Genomic DNA, 14,439 nt, shown 5'->3' with positions numbered 1-14,439 from the left:
AGGCATCCCCGGTCGGGTGTTCAGGCCACAGCCCTGTCCGAGTTGTCTCAGACGAGTTCGGTGACGGTGCCGCCGGCAGCGGCAATCTTCTCCTTGGCGGAGCCGGAGACGGCGTCAACCGAAACCTGCAGTGCCACGGAGATCTCGCCCTGTCCGAGGACCTTGACGAGGTGGTTGTTGCGCACAGCGCCCTTGGCGACCAGGTCGGCCACCGTGACCTCTCCACCCTCGGGGTAGAGCGTCGAGAGCTTGTCCAGGTTCACGACCTGGTACTCCGTGCGGAACGGGTTCTTGAAGCCCTTGAGCTTCGGGAGACGCATGTGGAGGGGCATCTGGCCACCCTCGAAGCGCTCCGGAACCTGGTAACGAGCCTTCGTACCCTTGGTACCACGGCCTGCGGTCTTACCCTTGGACGCCTCACCACGACCCACACGGGTCTTGGCGGTCTTGGCGCCCGGGGCAGGCCGGAGGTTGTGGGCCTTCAGCGGGCTGTTCTCCGCCATGTCAGTCAACCTCCTCAACCGTCACGAGGTGGCGGACGGTCTGCACCATGCCGCGGAACTCGGGGCGGTCCTCCTTGACAACCGAGTCGTTCAGGCGCTTGAGCCCGAGCGAACGCAGGGTGTCGCGGTGGTTCTGCTTGCTGCCGATGTACGACTTCGTCTGCGTGATCTTGAGGCGAGCCATTACGCACCCGCTCCCGCACGTGCACGAAGCAGAGCCGCGGGGGCGACGTCCTCGAGGGGCAGACCACGGCGAGCCGCGATCTCCTCGGGACGCTGCAGGCCCTGGAGGGCCGCCACGGTCGCGTGCACGATGTTGATCGGGTTCGAGGAACCGAGCGACTTCGACAGGATGTCGTGGACGCCGGCGCACTCCAGAACGGCGCGCACCGGGCCACCCGCGATCACACCGGTACCGGGGGAAGCAGGCTTGAGCAGAACGACGCCCGCGGCCTTCTCGCCCTGGATCGGGTGAGGGATGGTGCCCTGGATACGCGGGACCTTGAAGAAGCTCTTCTTGGCCTCTTCGACGCCCTTGGCGATGGCCGCGGGAACTTCCTTGGCCTTGCCGTATCCGACACCGACGGTGCCGTCACCATCGCCCACCACGACCAGCGCGGTGAAGCTGAAGCGACGACCACCCTTCACTACCTTGGCAACGCGGTTGATCGCGACGACGCGCTCGACGTACGCGGTCTTCTCGGCGGCAGCGCCACCGTCACGGCCCTTCCGGTCCCGCCGCTCGCCGCCACCGGCACCGCTTCCGCGGCGCTGGGGTCCAGCCATTGGATTTACCTCTCTCTGTTACGTCCGCTGTGCGTTGGAACCGGGGCTTAGAACTTCAGCCCGGCTTCACGGGCGGCGTCAGCCAGAGCGGCAATCCGCCCGGCGTACTGGTTACCACCGCGGTCAAACACGACGGCCTCGACGCCTGCGGCCTTGGCGCGCTCGGCGACCAGGGCGCCGACCTGCTTGGCCTGGGCGCTCTTGTCACCCTCCGCACCACGGATCGACGTGTCCAGGGTCGACGCCGACGCGAGCGTGTGGCCCGCGATGTCGTCGATGACCTGAGCCACGATGTGGCGGTTGGAACGCGTCACGACCAGGCGCGGCCTCTCCGGCGAACCGGAGATGTGCTTGCGGACGCGGATGTGGCGACGCTTGAGGGCGGCACGCTTGTAGGCGTCGCCCTTGGCGATCTTTACACCGTATGCCATGGCTTACTTACCCGCCTTTCCGACCTTGCGGCGGATAACCTCGCCGGCGTACTTGACGCCCTTGGCCTTGTACGGGTCAGGCTTCCGCAGCTTGCGGATCTTCGCCGAGACCTCGCCGACCTTCTGCTTGTCGATGCCCTCGACACTGAACTTCGTGGGCGACTCGACCTTGAAGGTGATGCCCTCGGGGGCCTCGATGAGGATCGGGTGGCTGTAGCCCAGGGCGAACTCCAGGTTGGAGCCCTTCGCCTGGACTCGGTAACCGACACCGCTGATCTCGAGCGCCTTGCTGTATCCCGCGGTCACGCCGGTGATCATGTTCGCCACCAGCGTGCGGGACAGGCCGTGAAGGGCCTTGTTCTGACGCTCGTCGTTCGGGCGGACGACGTTGAGCACGCCGTCCTCACCCTTGGTGACCTCGATCGGCGCTGCGACGGTGTGCGAGAGGGAACCCTTGGGGCCCTTCACCGCGACCGTGCGGCCATCGATGGTGACGTCCACACCGGCGGGAACCTGGATGGGGAGCTTGCCGATTCGCGACATGAGCTTTCCTTCCTTTCCCGACTACCAGACGTAGGCGAGGACTTCCCCACCTACGCCCTTCTTGCCTGCCTGCTGGCCGGTCAGGAGACCGTGGGACGTGGAGATGATCGCCACGCCCAGGCCGCCGAGGACCTTCGGCAGGTTGGTGGACTTTGCGTATACACGCAGACCCGGCTTCGAAATGCGCTTGATGCCGGCAATCGAACGCTCGCGGTTCGGCCCGAACTTCAGCTCGAGGACGAGGCTCTTGCCGACCTCGGCGTCCTCGACCTTCCAGCCGGTGATGAAGCCCTCCTGCTGGAGGATCTCCGCGATGTGCGACTTGATCTTGCTGTGCGGCATTGCGACATCGTCGTGATACGCCGAGTTCGCGTTACGCAGACGCGTGAGCATGTCTGCGATGGGATCAGTCATGGTCATGAGTTGGCCTTCGGCCTCTCTCGCCGGGGTTTCCTGTATGCGCCATCCCTCTCCCCACTCAGTGGCGGGACGGGTGCGGTGCGGGGACCTACGGCGTAGTAAGTCGGTCAGGGCGGCAGGCGCCCAACCCTTCAAGCCTACGGCATGAAGAGCGGGGCTCCTGCCGACCAGATACTTACCGAGAGCTTTCTGGTCCTCCCAAGCCCCTAGGGGCGAAGGAGAATTACCAGGAGCTCTTGGTCACGCCCGGCAGCTCGCCACGGTGAGCCATCTCACGAAGGCACACGCGGCACAGGCCGAACTTGCGGTAGACGGAGTGGGGCCGGCCGCAGCGCTGGCACCGGGTGTAACCCCGGACGCCGAACTTCGGCTTGCGGGCGGCCTTAGCGATCAGAGCCTTCTTCGCCACGGTCAGTTCTCCTTGAACGGGAAGCCGAGGTGACGAAGCAGGGCACGACCCTCGTCGTCGTTGGTCGCCGTGGTGACCACGGTGATGTCCATGCCCCGGACCCGGTCGATCTTGTCCTGGTCGATCTCGTGGAACATGACCTGCTCCGTGAGACCGAAGGTGTAGTTGCCACGGCCGTCGAACTGCTTCGGCGACAGACCGCGGAAGTCACGGATACGCGGAAGCGCGAGCGACAGCGTACGGTCCAGGAACTCCCACATGCGGTCACCACGGAGGGTGACGTGGCAGCCGATCGGCTGCCCCTCGCGCAGCTTGAACTGCGCGATCGACTTGCGGGCCTTCGTGACGGCGGGCTTCTGGCCGGTGATCGTGGTGAGGTCCCTGACGGCACCGTCGATCAGCTTGGAGTCGCGGGCGGCGTCGCCCACACCCATGTTGACCACGATCTTGACCAGACCGGGGACCTGCATGACGTTCTCGTACGAGAACTCCTCACGCAGCTTGCCGGCGATTTCCTCGCGGTAGCGCGTCTTGAGACGCGGCGCAGTGGTGGTCGTCATCAGATGTCCTCACCGTTCCGCTTGGCAACGCGGATCTTCTTGCCCTCGTCGTCAAAGCGGTAGCCGACGCGGGTGACGACCTTGTTGCCGTCCTTCTCCACGACCAGCTGTACGTTGCTGACGTGAATCGGGGCCTCGGTGGTGACAATGCCACCCGTCTGCGAACCGCGAGCCGTCTGACCGGCCTTGGTGTGCTTCTTGACCCGGTTGACACCCTCGACGAGGACGCGGTCCTGAGCGGGGAAGGCAACGATGACCTTGCCCTGCTTGCCCTTGTCCTTACCGGTGATGACCTGAACCAGGTCGCCCTTCTTGATCTTCATGCTTACAGCACCTCCGGCGCGAGCGAGATGATCTTCATGAACTTCTTCTCGCGCAGCTCTCGGCCCACCGGGCCGAAGATACGGGTGCCGCGGGGGTCGCCGTCGTTCTTGAGAATGACAGCTGCGTTCTCGTCGAAGCGGATGTACGAGCCATCCTGACGACGACGCTCCTTGACGGTGCGAACGATGACGGCCTTGACGACGTCACCCTTCTTCACGTTGCCACCGGGGATCGCGTCCTTGACGGTGGCGACGATGACGTCACCGATGCCCGCGTAGCGGCGACCCGAGCCACCGAGAACACGGATGGTGAGAATTTCCTTCGCACCCGTGTTGTCGGCGACGCGCAGTCGCGACTCCTGCTGGATCACGTCTATCTCCTGATCGTCTGCCGGTTCCCGGCAGGGGCTTCGTTGCGGAAGCCCCTGCCGAGCCTGGCGGAACTGTCCTGAGGGGAGACCCCCTCAGGGATTACTTGGCCTTCTCGAGGATCTCGACGATGCGCCAGCGCTTCGTGGCGGACAGCGGACGCGTCTCCATGATGATGACGCGGTCGCCGACGCCTGCAGCGTTCTGCTCGTCGTGGGCCTTGAGCTTGTTCGTACGGCGGATGACCTTGCCGTACAGAGCGTGCTTCACGCGGTCCTCGACAGCGACGACGACGGTCTTGTCCATCTTGTCGCTGACGACGAGACCCTCACGGGTCTTGCGGAAACCGCGGTCGGTGTTCGTCTCAGTCACAGTCTTCTCGCTCATCAGACGCTCTCCACCGTCTCGATGCCCAGCTCGCGCTCGCGCATCAGGGTGTAGATCCGGGCGATGTCCTTACGGACGGACTTGAGCCGACCGTGGTTCTCGAGCTGTCCGGTCGCCGCCTGGAAGCGGAGGTTGAACAGCTCTTCCTTGGCCTCGCGGAGCTTGTCGAGAAGCTCCTCGCCGCCCAGCTCGCGCAGCTCGGACGCCTTGGTACCGGCCGACATCACGACTCACCTGCCTCGCGCCGAACGATCCGGCACTTCATCGGAAGCTTGTGAGCAGCGCGGGTGAGCGCCTCACGAGCAATCTTCTCGTTCGGGTAGGACAGCTCGAACATCACCCGTCCGGGCTTGACGTTCGCGATCCACCACTCGGGAGAACCCTTACCGGAACCCATGCGGGTCTCGGCAGGCTTCTTCGTCAGGGGACGGTCCGGGTAGATGTTGATCCAGACCTTGCCGCCACGCTTGATGTGGCGGGTCATCGCGATACGAGCTGCCTCGATCTGGCGGTTCGTCACGTACGCCGGGGACAGCGCCTGGATGCCGTACTCGCCGAACGCAACCTGCGTGCCACCCTTGGACATACCGCTGCGCTTCGGGTGGTGCTGCTTGCGGTGCTTGACCCTACGGGGGATCAGCATTTCGGTCAGGCCTCCGTTCCGGTGCTCTCAGCCGGAGCAGCGGCGGCGGGAGCGTCGGCCTTGGGGGCCTCGGCTGCCGGCGCGGACTGCTGCGGCTTGCGGCCGCCGCGACCGCCACGCTCGCCACCACGGCCACCACGGCCGGCCGGGCGGTCAGCGCCGCCACGGGCCGGACGGTTGCCGGCACGAGCCGCTGCGTTCTCGGCGCGGACCTCGGCGATGTTCTTGACGTCGCCCTTGTAGATCCAGACCTTCACGCCGATGCGGCCGAAGGTCGTCTTGGCCTCGAAGAAGCCGTAGTCGACGTTCGCACGGAGCGTGTGCAGGGGCACGCGGCCCTCGCGGTAGAACTCCGAGCGGGACATCTCGGCGCCGCCGAGGCGGCCACCGCACTGGATCTTGATGCCCTTGGCGCCCGCCTTCATCGTGCTCTGCATGCTCTTACGCATGGCACGACGGAAGGAGACACGGGAGGAGAGCTGCTCGGCGACGGCCTGGGCCACCAGCTGAGCGTCCACCTCGGGGTTCTTGACCTCGAGGATGTTCAGCTGGACCTGCTTGCCGGTCAGCTTCTCCAGCTCGCCACGGATGCGGTCGGCCTCGGCGCCACGGCGGCCGATGACGATGCCCGGGCGGGCGGTGTGGATGTCAACGCGGACGCGGTCGCGGGTGCGCTCGATCTCGACCTTCGAGATGCCGGCCCGCTCCATGCCCTTCGTCATCATGCGACGAATGGCAACGTCTTCCTTGACGTAGTCCTTGTACAGCTTGTCGGCGTACCAACGGGACTTGAAGTCCGTGGTAATGCCGAGCCGGAACCCGTGCGGGTTTACCTTCTGGCCCATTACCGGGTTCCTTCCTTGCTGCTGACGACCACGGTGATGTGGCTGGTCCGCTTACGGATCCGGTAGGCACGGCCCTGAGCACGCGGACGGAACCGCTTCAGGGTCGGGCCCTCGTCCACGAACGCCTCGCTGATGACCAGCGAAGAAGCGTCAGGGTGGTCGTAGTTGTGTGCAGCGTTGGCGATGGCGCTGTCAAGCACCTTGCCAACCGGCACGCTCGCGGCCTGCGGGGCGAAACGCAGGACCGCCTGAGCCTCCGTGGCATCCATGCCACGGATGAGGTCCACCACGCGGCGGGCCTTCATGGGCGTGACGCGGATGTACCGCGCCTGGGCCCTGGCTTCCATGGTTGTCCCTTCGGTGTGAGTCATAGTCGTTTCCACCCCGCGCTAGCGGCGCTTCGACTTCCGGTCGTCCTTGACGTGGCCGCGGAAGGTGCGAGTCGGCGAGAACTCGCCGAGCTTGTGGCCGACCATCGACTCGGTGACGAACACCGGGACGTGGATCTTGCCGTTGTGCACCGCGATGGTGTGACCCAGCATGGCCGGGATGATCATCGAGCGACGGGACCAGGTCTTGATGACGTTCTTGGTGCCGGCTTCGTTCTGTACGTCCACCTTCTTGACGAGGTGGCCGTCGACGAAGGGCCCCTTCTTGAGACTGCGCGGCATCTAAACCCGCTCCTAGCGCTTCTTGTTCGTCTTGCGGCGGCGGACGATGTACTTGCTCGATGCCTTCTTCGGCGAGCGAGTACGACCCTCCTTCTGACCCCACGGCGAGACCGGGTGACGTCCACCGGAGGTCTTGCCTTCACCACCACCGTGCGGGTGGTCAACCGGGTTCATCGCGACACCGCGGACGGTCGGGCGGACGCCCTTCCAGCGCATGCGGCCGGCCTTGCCCCAGTTGATGTTCGACTGCTCGGCGTTGCCGACCTCGCCGATGGTGGCGCGGCAGCGTGCGTCGACCAGCCGGATCTCACCGGAAGGCATACGAAGGTGGGCCATCGTGCCCTCCTTCGCCAGCAGCTGCACGGACGCACCAGCGGAGCGGGCGAACTTCGCGCCGCCACCGGGACGAATCTCGATGGCGTGGATGGTCGTACCGACCGGGATGTTGCGCAGCGCCAGGTTGTTGCCCGGCTTGATGTCGGCGCCCGGACCGTTCTCGACGCGGTCACCCTGCGACAGGCCACGGGGGGCGACGATGTAACGCTTCTCGCCGTCCGCGTAGTGCAGCAGCGCGATGCGCGCGGTGCGGTTCGGGTCGTACTCGATGTGCGCGACCTTGGCCGGCACGCCGTCCTTGTCGTGACGACGGAAGTCGATCACGCGGTAGGCGCGCTTGTGGCCACCACCCTGGTGGCGAACGGTCACACGACCGGCGTTGTTACGGCCGCCCTTGCTGTGCAGGGGGCGGACCAGCGACTTCTCCGGCGTGGACCGCGTGATCTCGACAAAGTCGGCGACGCTGGAGCCACGACGGCCCGGGGTCGTCGGCTTGTACTTGCGGATACCCATTTCTCAGTCCTCGTCCGATTCCGGACGACTCGACCTCCGTCAGGAGGTCGGGCCGCCGAAGATGTCGATACGGTCGCCCTCGGCGAGGGTCACGATGGCGCGCTTCGTGTCGGCGCGCTTGCCGAAACCGGTCTTGGTGCGCTTGCGCTTACCCTGCCGGTTGATCGTGTTGACCCCGGTGACCTTGACCGAGAAGACCGCTTCCACGGCCTGCTTGATCTGGGTCTTGTTGGAGCCGGGCGCGACGATGAACGTGTACTTGTTCTCGTCGAGCAGCGCGTAGCTCTTCTCGGACACGACCGGCTTGACGAGAACGTCGCGCGGGTCCGAGTAGGTCTTGCTCGTGATGGTCGAGCTGGTAACGGTCGCCTCACTCATCAGGCGGCGCTCCCTTCGGTCTCAGCGGTCTGGGGGCCAGACACGAAGGACTCGAAAGCGGCCTGGGTGAAGACCACGTCGTCAGAGACGATCACGTCGTACGTGTTCAGCTGGCCCGGCTCCAGGATGTGCACCTGGGGCAGGTTGCGTGCGGACAGCCACGCGGCCTCGTCGGCGCGGTCGACGACCAGGAGCAGGTTGCTGCGCTCCGAGATCTTGCCGAACAGCGTCTTGGCGGCCTTGGTGGAGATCCCACCCTCGACCACGCCGGTGACGACGTGGATGCGGGAGTGACGCGCCCGGTCGGAGAGGGCACCGCGGAGGGCGGCGGCCTTCATCTTCTTCGGGGTGCGCTGCGAGTAGTCGCGCGGCTGCGGGCCGTGGACGACGCCACCGCCGACGAACTGCGGCGCGCGGGTCGAACCCTGGCGCGCGCGGCCGGTGCCCTTCTGGCGGTAAGGCTTGCGGCCACCACCACGGACTTCGCCACGACGCTTGGTCTTGTGCGTGCCCTGACGGGCAGCTGCCAGCTGTGCGACAACGACCTGGTGGATCAGCGGAACGCTGGTCTTCGCGTCGAAGATCTCCGCGGGGAGCTCGACGGTACCGGCCTTGTCGCCTGCCGGCGAAAGGATGTCAATGGTGCTCATTACCTCAAGCCCCCTTGGCCGCGGTACGGACCAGGACGAGGCCGCCGTTCGGACCGGGGACCGCGCCCTTGATGAGGAGCAGACCCTTCTCCGCGTCAACCGCGTGGATGGTCAGGTTCTGGGTGGTGACGCGCTCGTTACCCATACGACCGGCCATGCGCATGCCCTTGAAGACACGCCCAGGGGTGGCGCAGCCACCGATCGAACCGGGGGAACGGTGCTTGCGCTGGACGCCGTGGCCGGCGCCGAGGCCCTTGAAGTTGTGACGCTTCATGACACCGGCGAAGCCCTTGCCCTTGCTCTTGCCCGTGACGTCAACCTTGACGCCGGACTCGAACACCTCGGCAGTGACCTCCTGGCCCAGCGTGTACTCGCTGGCGTCAGGGGTGCGGAGCTCCACCAGGTGGCGGCGCGGGGTCACGTCGGCCTTGGCGAAGTGGCCCTTGAGGGGCTTGTTCACCTTGCGCGGGTCGATCTCGCCGAAGGCGATCTGGACCGACTCGTAGCCGTCGCTGTCGTTCGTACGGACCTGCGTCACGACGCACGGACCGGCCTTGACGACGGTCACCGGGACAACCCGGTTGTTCTCGTCCCAGACCTGGGTCATGCCGAGCTTCTCGCCCAGGACGCCCTTGATGTTCTTGCTCATCTCGGCCCGTCCCTTCAGAGCTTGATCTCGATGTCGACGCCAGCCGGCAGGTCGAGACGCATCAGCGAGTCAACCGTCTTCGGGGTGGGGTCGAGAATGTCGATGAGGCGCTTGTGCGTGCGCATCTCGAAGTGCTCGCGAGAGTCCTTGTACTTGTGCGGCGACTTGATGACGCAGTACACGTTCTTCTCAGTGGGCAGCGGCACCGGGCCCGCGACCGACGCACCAGTGCGGGTCACCGTCTCGACGATCTTCTTCGCCGAGGAGTCGATGACCTCGTGGTCGTAGGCCTTGAGCCGGATGCGGATCTTCTGTCCCGCCATGGCTACTAGTAGTCCTGTCTCTCATAACGCTCTGGAACCCGGGGTTCTGATATCCCCACCTCCGACCCACGCGGTCGGGCGTGTCGCATCCCCTCTACGAAAATCTCCCGAAGGAGATCCCAACCAAGGGGGTGCGGGCCTGAGCCGCGCTGCCGGGGGTGAAACCCCACCGGGCGCCTGGCCGGTGCCACACATACGCTTCCCGAAAGATTCCCGTACGTCCGGCCCTACAGGGCCGACGAGTACTGTGGGACTCGCTTCCGGTCCTCCCGGCGGGAGGCGCGCAGCATTGACACTCAACCGAGCAACCTGGCTAGTGTGCCACACGGCTCGGGGGCCTGGCCAATCGGGCCGGGGATCTTACCCCCTGTGAGGGACGGCTCAAACACACGCAGCGGCGCACGGCTCGCGATCCCCGCCTCACGGGCGCCCGCCCTGCCCTGCCCGGGGCCGGCGGACCGGAGTGGTGGAGGCGGTCCCCCGCACAGGCCGGACGGACGTCCATGGACCACCGGGAACGGGACCACGCACCGCCTGATTGAATCCGGCCATGTCTACGCGCACCCCCGTCCAGGCCTGGAGCCTGCGCCCGGCGACGTCCGAGGACGTCGAGGTCATCGCCGAACTGCGGGCCGTCGTCATGCGACCCGACCTCGAACGTCTGGGCCGGTACGACGAGCACCGGGTACGGCAGCGTCTGCGGGACGGCTACGACCCCGGGCGGACCGAGATCGTGACGATCGACGGCGCGTTCTCGGGCTGTGTCGTCCTGCGCCCCCACGAGAGCGACGGCTGGTGGCTGGAGAGCTTCTACCTCGCCCCCGAACTGCAGGGCCGGGGTATCGGCTCCGCGGTGCTGGCCGCCCTCCTGGCCCGTACGGACGCCGAGGGCGCGACGGTCCGCCTCCAGGTGCTCCAGGGCAGCAAGGCCCGCAGGCTCTACGAGCGCCACGGCTTCACCATGGAGCGCCAGGACCCGGTGGACGTGCACATGGTGCGGGCCGCCGGGTAGGAGCACCTCCGGCCCACCCGGACCGGACCGGGCGTGGGACGGGGCCGGTCCGGCAGGGAGCGGCCCCCGTCGGCGCCCGGGCCACCTCAGGTACGCGTGACCGTCCCGCAGGCCCCGTCGGGCTGCCACTCGCTGCGGTCGTACGGGTCCACGTCGTCCCCGCGAGGAGGGCCCGCGCCGTCGCTCGGGAAGGCCGGGTGCAGGAAGCCGTCGTTCACCTCGCAGGCGGTGTTGCCGACGTTCTGTTCGGAACTGACGACTGAGAGCTTGCCGCGCGTCGCCACGAACCGCTCCGGGTCGTGCAGCGCCGTCGTCAGCTTCCGCCGCACGATCGTGCGCGCCACCTCGTCGCCGTCCGGCTCCACCAGCGCATAGACGAAGGTGTAGTCGGCGTGTACCTCGACGGAGCCGGCGGCGCCCGCCTCGAAGGTCATCCGCCCGCGGGTCTTCACGACGTCTCCCACCAGGCGGGCACCGTCCGGGTCGAAGCGGGTGAACAGCATCAGCGGGTCCTGCTTCTCGCCGGGCTCCGCCAGTGACCGCTCCAGGCGTTCCCGCTCCCCCTTCTGCAGCGGGTCGAGCAGGTTCAGTGCCTCGGCGGGCCTCTCCCCCCGCAGGGTGGCCGGATCGAGATTGGCAGCGACGAGCAGCTGCCGGGTGGCCCGCAGCGCCTGCTCGACCTCGGTCTTGCCCAGCCCTCCGGCGGCCTGTGCCTCCGGGATCTCGATACCCTCCGCCCCGTCCGCCCAGCGGACGGCGGGCGAGCCGCGGAAGGGCTCCGCCAGGGTCGGCCGTTCCATGTCCCCACCGGCGGGCGCGCCGGTCGGAGGCGCGGTCTCCGCGGGCAGGGGCAGGGTGTCCACGGCGACGTCCCCGCCGGGCAGGCGGTCGGTCAGCAGGCTCGGCCGCATGGCGACCACCAGGATTCCCAGGACCACGAGGAATCCCAGGGTCCCCGCGACCCGCCGCCTCCTCGCCGAGCGGGGGTGCCGCTGCTGGGTGTCCGGACCGGTGCGCCAGCCGTCCGGCTGCCACGCTCCTGCCGGGCTGCCGCCCTTCCTGCCCTTCCGCCGGCCGCCTGCGCGTGCGGCCTCCTCGTCCAGCGCGCGCAGGCGCGCGGTGACCATGCGGGCGCGGGCGGAGGGTTCCTTCGGCGCGTCGGCGCCACCACTCCCGGCCTGCCGGACGAGTTCCGCCCACTGCTCGTCGGTGACGGGGACCCGGCCGTCCGGACGCTCGGACGGCTCCCCCTGCGATGCACTGGTGCTCACTGTTCTGTTCCACTCCCCCACGCGGTTCCGGCGCACCACTTCACGCCGCCGACCCACGTACGGACAAGAGTTCGGGGCGGACCGTGACGATCATGTGACGGTCGCGTGCGCCCGCCGCCCCCGGAAGCCGGCCCGCGGCGGCGCGCCCGCCTCCCGGACGCGGTCCGTCCGGAAGCGGAGTCCGCGGGCGGCTCCACCCTCGCGGGCAACCCGGCCGCCCCGATCCCCGTCTATCCCCCCGCAGGACCAGGCGCACGGCCCTGACCTGCGCTGACCGACAGCACGCAGCTCCGGGCACCCGCCCACCCGCTGCGGGGGGACGCGGACGGAGTGCGTGGCGTGACGGATCGATCTGCCCTGCCCGGAAACGGTGTGCCACGACGCACCGTCGTGACCATGGCCGCCGCGGGCGCGGCCCTCACCGCCTGCTCGGTCCCGGCGCCCCGGCGCACCGATCCGGCGCCGGATCCCGCACCCGGCCGGCCGATCAGCACCGGGCGGCGGGCTCTGCTCATGCAGATACTCGCCCACCCCGACGACGACCTGTACTTCATGAACCCGGACACCCGCCGCGCCCTCGACGCCGGTACCCCGCTGGTCTGCGTCTACCTGACGGCGGGCGAGGCGGACGGCGTCAACAAGGTCCCCGGCCGGGCCCGTCCGGCGCCGGACAAGGCCGCGTACTCCTCCGCCCGCCACCAGGGGCTCCGGCAGGCCTACGCCGCGCTCCTCGGGCTGGCCCCCTTCACCCCGTGGGACATCTCCGTCGCCGAGCTCGGCGGAGGCCACAGGGCCGAGGTGAACACGCTGGCCGCCGGCGGCCGCCGGGTCGAGCTGATCTTCATCGACACGGCCATGCACACCGGCCGGCACCGGCTCGGGCTGCCCAGTCTCTGGCAGGACCGCCGCCTCGTGCTGCGTACCGTCGTCGCCGCGGGTTCGCCGGTGCGGCGGGCGGGCTCGTACACCTACGACGCTCTGGTCGACGTCGTCGCCGGCCTGCTGGAGCGCCACCGCCCCACCCTCGTGCACACCCTGGACCCGGATCCGGACATCCAGTACAGCACCGAGGCCGTACGACGCGCGGACAGCGAGCAGCGCGGCTACTCCGACCACGCCGACCACACCGCGGCCGCCTGCTTCGCGTGGGCTTCGATGATCCGCTGGGTCGCCAGGAGCACCGAGAACGGCGGGCAGGTCCCCGGCTTCGTGGTCACCTCGTTCCGCGGGTACTACAACCGCCACTGGCCCAAGAATCTGCCACCCGCCGTCCTGGCCGGGAAGGCCGCGCACCTCGTCCCGTACGGCGGTTCGCCCGACTGGGAGTGCGGGAACCCGGCGGGGTGCGGTGACTACAACGTGGGCGGTGACCGGCCACTGAAGAACCGGAAGGGCTGGGTCCGGTCCACCCTGTACCGCTACCCGGGTGCTCGCACCGTCCTCACCGCCGAGGCCGGAGAACGGCTCACGGCGTACGCGGTGGTGGGGCTCCGCGTGGTCCGGTGGCACGAGACGGCGGCCGGCAGCGGAGTGTGGGGCCCGCCGGCCGACCTCGGCGGCGGGCCGCTCGCGCCGGTCCTGGGGTCCGCCGCGACGGGCGACGGCCGCGTCCTCCTCTTCGCCCTGCGCTTCGCCGCGCTCGGCGGACACGGCGGGGACAACGAGCGCGAGATCGTGGTGCTGGAGCAGAGCTCACCCGGCGGCGGGTTCCTCGCCTGGCGGGGCCTCGGCACCCCCTCGCCCGGCCGCGACGAGGGGCGCCGCATCGGTGCTCCCGTCGCCGTCGCGGCTCCGGACGGCCGCGTCCACCTCTTCGTACGCACCGCGGAGAAGGGGCTCGGCACCAGGGTGCGGGAGCCGGACGGCTCCTGGGGCGACTGGCACGACATGGGCGGCGGAGAGGTCCGGGACGGGCTGAGCACCGTGGTGGACGGTGCGGGACGCGTCCACGTCCACGCCGTCGGCCATCACGCGGTGCACCACTGGACCCAGGACGCGCCGGGTACGGCACTCACCGCCCGTACGCAGATCGACGCGGGACCCGTGCCCGGCGACACCCCCGCCGCACTGCCCGCGGCGGACGGTTCCGTGGACCTGGTCTACCGGGCTGAGGCACGTGCGGTGACGACGGCGGTGCGCGGCGGAGTGGCCGTGGACCTGCCGGGCTTCGACGGGTACGGAGAGCTGACCGCCGCCGGTCCCGCGCTGCTCGGCCGCACCACCGAGGGCCTGATCCAGCTCCGTACGGGCGCCCGGCTCTCCGTGCGGTCACAGGGGCCGGCCGCGCTGGACGGCCCCGCGCTCCGCATCGGCGAGGACGGCCGCCCCGTGGTGGTGGGCCTGGGACCGGACGCGCTTCCCTGGACCTGGCGCCCGTGACGCCGCGCGACGCCCGCGTACACCGGAGCGTGGGATTC

At 68.5% G+C, this 14,439-nt stretch carries 24 protein-coding genes; 2 read left to right on the top strand and 22 right to left on the bottom strand.

The genetic code is table 11. The features are described 5' to 3' along the window. Nucleotides 1–47: 47 nt before the first annotated feature. The 21 genes from rplO to rpsJ form a co-directional block, all read right to left on the bottom strand. The gene (gene rplO / locus ACFUNE_RS14685) at nucleotides 48–503 is read right to left on the bottom strand and encodes a 50S ribosomal protein L15 (protein ID WP_103514103.1); all 456 of its coding nucleotides are present in this window, start codon (nucleotides 501–503) and stop codon (nucleotides 48–50) included. Between the two features lies 1 nt (nucleotide 504). After that, complete coding sequence (rpmD, locus tag ACFUNE_RS14680) at nucleotides 505–687, bottom strand: 50S ribosomal protein L30 (protein WP_006126892.1); 183 nt, start codon at nucleotides 685–687, stop codon at nucleotides 505–507. Then, nucleotides 687–1,289, bottom strand: a complete 603-nt coding sequence (gene rpsE / locus ACFUNE_RS14675) for a 30S ribosomal protein S5 (protein WP_014047793.1) — start codon at nucleotides 1,287–1,289, stop codon at nucleotides 687–689. Before rpsE ends, rpmD begins: the two co-directional genes overlap by 1 nt. A 47-nt stretch (nucleotides 1,290–1,336) precedes the next feature. Next, nucleotides 1,337–1,720 carry a 50S ribosomal protein L18 gene (gene rplR, locus ACFUNE_RS14670; protein WP_033297607.1) on the bottom strand — a complete coding sequence of 128 codons (384 nt, stop codon included), beginning with the start codon at nucleotides 1,718–1,720 and terminating at the stop codon, nucleotides 1,337–1,339. A gap of 3 nt (nucleotides 1,721–1,723) precedes the next feature. After that, the gene (gene rplF / locus ACFUNE_RS14665; RefSeq protein WP_147959075.1) at nucleotides 1,724–2,263 is read right to left on the bottom strand and encodes a 50S ribosomal protein L6; all 540 of its coding nucleotides are present in this window, start codon (nucleotides 2,261–2,263) and stop codon (nucleotides 1,724–1,726) included. A 21-nt stretch (nucleotides 2,264–2,284) separates the two neighbouring features. Beyond that, entirely contained in the window at nucleotides 2,285–2,683 is a 399-nt protein-coding gene (rpsH, locus tag ACFUNE_RS14660; RefSeq protein WP_073792868.1) for a 30S ribosomal protein S8, read from the bottom strand. A 223-nt stretch (nucleotides 2,684–2,906) separates the two neighbouring features. Further along, complete coding sequence (locus ACFUNE_RS14655; protein ID WP_003948630.1) at nucleotides 2,907–3,092, bottom strand: type Z 30S ribosomal protein S14; 186 nt, start codon at nucleotides 3,090–3,092, stop codon at nucleotides 2,907–2,909. 2 nt (nucleotides 3,093–3,094) lie between these two features. After that, nucleotides 3,095–3,652 (bottom strand): 50S ribosomal protein L5, encoded by a 558-nt coding sequence (gene rplE, locus ACFUNE_RS14650; protein ID WP_014047789.1) that lies wholly within the window; start codon nucleotides 3,650–3,652, stop codon nucleotides 3,095–3,097. After that, entirely contained in the window at nucleotides 3,652–3,975 is a 324-nt protein-coding gene (gene rplX, locus ACFUNE_RS14645) for a 50S ribosomal protein L24 (protein ID WP_383566476.1), read from the bottom strand. The genes rplE and rplX overlap by 1 nt, the downstream gene beginning before the upstream one ends. Nucleotides 3,976–3,977: 2 nt before the next feature. Further along, complete coding sequence (rplN, locus tag ACFUNE_RS14640) at nucleotides 3,978–4,346, bottom strand: 50S ribosomal protein L14 (RefSeq protein ID WP_003966950.1); 369 nt, start codon at nucleotides 4,344–4,346, stop codon at nucleotides 3,978–3,980. Between the two features lie 100 nt (nucleotides 4,347–4,446). Continuing rightward, entirely contained in the window at nucleotides 4,447–4,731 is a 285-nt protein-coding gene (gene rpsQ / locus ACFUNE_RS14635) for a 30S ribosomal protein S17 (RefSeq protein ID WP_031096375.1), read from the bottom strand. Further along, entirely contained in the window at nucleotides 4,731–4,955 is a 225-nt protein-coding gene (rpmC, locus tag ACFUNE_RS14630; protein ID WP_073718386.1) for a 50S ribosomal protein L29, read from the bottom strand. Before rpmC ends, rpsQ begins: the two co-directional genes overlap by 1 nt. Beyond that, entirely contained in the window at nucleotides 4,955–5,374 is a 420-nt protein-coding gene (rplP, locus tag ACFUNE_RS14625) for a 50S ribosomal protein L16 (protein ID WP_014154587.1), read from the bottom strand. The genes rpmC and rplP overlap by 1 nt, the downstream gene beginning before the upstream one ends. Nucleotides 5,375–5,379: 5 nt before the next feature. Beyond that, a complete protein-coding gene (gene rpsC, locus ACFUNE_RS14620) occupies nucleotides 5,380–6,219 on the bottom strand; it encodes a 30S ribosomal protein S3 (protein ID WP_358973519.1) in 840 nt (279 codons plus the stop codon). Further along, nucleotides 6,219–6,566, bottom strand: a complete 348-nt coding sequence (gene rplV, locus ACFUNE_RS14615) for a 50S ribosomal protein L22 (protein ID WP_073733141.1) — start codon at nucleotides 6,564–6,566, stop codon at nucleotides 6,219–6,221. The genes rpsC and rplV overlap by 1 nt, the downstream gene beginning before the upstream one ends. Before the next feature lie 42 nt (nucleotides 6,567–6,608). Then, nucleotides 6,609–6,890, bottom strand: a complete 282-nt coding sequence (gene rpsS, locus ACFUNE_RS14610; RefSeq protein WP_015610726.1) for a 30S ribosomal protein S19 — start codon at nucleotides 6,888–6,890, stop codon at nucleotides 6,609–6,611. Between the two features lie 12 nt (nucleotides 6,891–6,902). Further along, on the bottom strand, nucleotides 6,903–7,739 hold the full coding sequence (gene rplB, locus ACFUNE_RS14605) for a 50S ribosomal protein L2 (RefSeq protein WP_147959073.1): 837 nt from the start codon (nucleotides 7,737–7,739) through the stop codon (nucleotides 6,903–6,905). A 39-nt stretch (nucleotides 7,740–7,778) separates the two neighbouring features. Beyond that, nucleotides 7,779–8,117 (bottom strand): 50S ribosomal protein L23, encoded by a 339-nt coding sequence (gene rplW, locus ACFUNE_RS14600; protein WP_031096361.1) that lies wholly within the window; start codon nucleotides 8,115–8,117, stop codon nucleotides 7,779–7,781. Continuing rightward, the gene (gene rplD, locus ACFUNE_RS14595) at nucleotides 8,117–8,767 is read right to left on the bottom strand and encodes a 50S ribosomal protein L4 (RefSeq protein WP_205018350.1); all 651 of its coding nucleotides are present in this window, start codon (nucleotides 8,765–8,767) and stop codon (nucleotides 8,117–8,119) included. The genes rplW and rplD overlap by 1 nt, the downstream gene beginning before the upstream one ends. Nucleotides 8,768–8,771: 4 nt before the next feature. Next, nucleotides 8,772–9,416 (bottom strand): 50S ribosomal protein L3, encoded by a 645-nt coding sequence (gene rplC / locus ACFUNE_RS14590; protein ID WP_014154591.1) that lies wholly within the window; start codon nucleotides 9,414–9,416, stop codon nucleotides 8,772–8,774. Nucleotides 9,417–9,430: 14 nt separating this feature from the next. After that, a complete protein-coding gene (gene rpsJ, locus ACFUNE_RS14585; RefSeq protein ID WP_003948644.1) occupies nucleotides 9,431–9,739 on the bottom strand; it encodes a 30S ribosomal protein S10 in 309 nt (102 codons plus the stop codon). 550 nt (nucleotides 9,740–10,289) lie between these two features. Between rpsJ and ACFUNE_RS14580 the strand changes: the two genes are divergently transcribed. Further along, nucleotides 10,290–10,751, top strand: a complete 462-nt coding sequence (locus ACFUNE_RS14580) for a GNAT family N-acetyltransferase (protein ID WP_383566465.1) — start codon at nucleotides 10,290–10,292, stop codon at nucleotides 10,749–10,751. An 86-nt stretch (nucleotides 10,752–10,837) separates the two neighbouring features. On the opposite strand, the gene ACFUNE_RS14575 is transcribed toward ACFUNE_RS14580, so the two are convergent. Then, nucleotides 10,838–12,022, bottom strand: coding sequence for a hypothetical protein (locus ACFUNE_RS14575; protein WP_383566462.1), 1,185 nt, complete (start codon nucleotides 12,020–12,022; stop codon nucleotides 10,838–10,840). Nucleotides 12,023–12,418: 396 nt separating this feature from the next. Here ACFUNE_RS14575 and ACFUNE_RS14570 point away from each other — a divergent pair, with 396 nt between their 5' ends. Further along, complete coding sequence (locus tag ACFUNE_RS14570) at nucleotides 12,419–14,401, top strand: PIG-L family deacetylase (protein WP_383566758.1); 1,983 nt, start codon at nucleotides 12,419–12,421, stop codon at nucleotides 14,399–14,401. Nucleotides 14,402–14,439: the final 38 nt, after the last annotated feature.

This window comes from Streptomyces sp. NPDC057287 (assembly GCF_042667905.1).
GTDB lineage: Bacteria > Actinomycetota > Actinomycetes > Streptomycetales > Streptomycetaceae > Streptomyces.
The sequence above is the reverse complement of the archived record's forward strand: the minus strand, read 5'-3'. Positions and strand labels throughout refer to the sequence as shown.